The organism is Actinotalea sp., assembly GCF_035443605.1.
GTDB lineage: Bacteria > Actinomycetota > Actinomycetes > Actinomycetales > Cellulomonadaceae > Actinotalea.
In genome coordinates this window covers 1-1,873 of the sequence record NZ_DAORSQ010000210.1, presented here as the reverse complement: position 1 = coordinate 1,873, position 1,873 = coordinate 1, and the positions used below count along the sequence as shown (strand labels likewise).

The 1,873-nt window shown below is 78.0% G+C and carries 1 protein-coding gene and 1 pseudogene; both read left to right on the top strand.

The genetic code is table 11. The features are described 5' to 3' along the window. Positions 1-1,414: pseudogene (locus PKY62_RS13235) on the top strand (hypothetical protein); the annotation flags it as partial. Next, positions 1,414-1,806: a ribosome silencing factor gene (gene rsfS, locus PKY62_RS13230; RefSeq protein WP_324537713.1), complete on the top strand. Its 393-nt coding sequence runs from the start codon at positions 1,414-1,416 to the stop codon at positions 1,804-1,806. The pseudogene PKY62_RS13235 and the gene rsfS, both read left to right, overlap by 1 nt. Positions 1,807-1,873 lie beyond the last annotated feature (67 nt).

The following is a 1,873-nucleotide window of genomic DNA, read 5'->3' as shown; positions in this document are numbered from 1 at the left end:
GCAGGCGGCGACCGAGCAGGCGGCGACCGAGCAGGCGGCGTCGGCCGACGCTGCCGCACCGGCCGCGGCCCCGCCGGAGCAGCCGGCCCGGCCGCGGTCGCGCCGGGAGCTACGGGCGCCGACGGCACCCGTACGCGCTCCGCTGCCGGCCCCCACGCCGGAGCCGACTCCTGCGCCGGAGCCCGCACCCGAGCCGGTACGGCAGCTCTCGCGCCGGGAGCTGCGAGCCGCCACGGCGGCCCAGCAGACGGTCTCCCCGCCTGCCCTGACGGGTGGCATCCGCCGGGTCACCGCGAGCGGTGAGCTGTCGAGCGTCGAGGAGCCCACGGCGCCCACGGCCGAGCCCGTCGAGGTGCTCTCCGCCGAGTCCCGCGCCGCCGCGCTGCGCGCCCAGGCCGCCCGTGCCCAGGCCGAGCGTGAGGAGGCCGCACGCCTCAACCTCGAACGGTCGCAGGCGCAGCGCATCGCGACCCAGCGCGCCGACGCCGAGCGTGCCGAGCGTGAGCGGGCCGAGGTCGAGCGTGAGCGCCTGGAACGCGAGGCGGCCGAACGCTCGCTGCGCGAGCAGGCCGCGACGGCCGAGCGCGCACGGGCCGAGGAGGAGCAGTCCGAGCGGGACCGGCTCGAGCGCGCCCGCGTCGAGCAGCGCCGGCTCGATGTCGAGGGTGCCGAGCGAGAGCGGGTCGAGGCGGCCAGGCTCGAGCACGAGCGCGCCGAGCGGGCGCGGGTCGAGGCCGCCCGGCTGGCCGTCGAGCGCTCTGCGCGCGAGCGCGCCGCCGTCGAGCAGGCCGAGCGGCAGCGCAGCGGTCCCGGGGTGGCGGGGAACGGCTCCGTGCCGTCCCTGGGCCACGACGACGTCGTGCCGCTCGCCGGGGGCGCAGGCTGGCCCGGCCCGGCACTCGGTGGGCCGTCCGCTCAGCCGTCGCTGACAGCGCAGGGCCCGGGCGCAGGGGCGCCCACGTCGGCCGATCCGGACGCCCCCGCCGCCGCGCCCGTGCGCGTGGGACGGCTGCGCCGCAGCGCGCAGGAGGCCCCGGAGGTCGTCGAGGGTGCCGTGCGCCCGGCCACGGGCTCGACCGGCCCGGTGCCGCAGTGGAGCGCCATCGTCCCCGCGAGCACCTCCTGGGGCCCGAGCCTGCCGGCCGGGGCCGTCGTGCCGACCGACCGGCCCGTCGCCGCGGGGCCGACGGCGAGCGACGACGCCGTCGTGCCGGACGTCGACGACACCCGCATCGTGCCCCCGCGCGCGCACCCCTACACCTGGCTGCACATGATCGTGCTCATCGTCGTGGCATTCGTGCTCGGCATGCTCATCTTCATGGTCGTCACGCAGGACGACGGCGCCGCCGGCGCCCTGGGGGTCGGCGACCGCACGGTCGTCGTCGCCCTACCCTCCGACCCGACAGGGAACTAGTGCCCGCCTCCCCCCACGCCCTGGAGGTCGCAGTCGCGGCCGCCCGCGCCGCCTCGAGCCGCAAGGCCGAGGAGATCATCGCCCTCGACGTCAGCGAGCGTCTGGTCCTGACCGACGTCTTCCTCATCGCCTCCGGCACCAACGAGCGGCAGGTGTCCGCGATCGTCGACGCCGTCGAGGAGGCGTTGCACGCCATCGGTGTCAAGGCGCTGCGGCGCGAGGGGGTCCGCACGGGCCACTGGGCGCTGCTGGACTTCGGCGACGTCGTCGTGCACGTGCAGCACGCCGAGGACCGCGTCTACTACGCGCTCGAGCGCCTGTGGTCCGACTGCCCGGTCATCGAGCTGCCGGCCGACGCCCGCGGCGGCGACGGGTCGGCGGTCGAGGAGTGACCGCGCGGGCCGTCGTGCTCTGGCGGCACGGGCGCACGGCCCACAACGCGGCCGGGCGCCTGCAGGG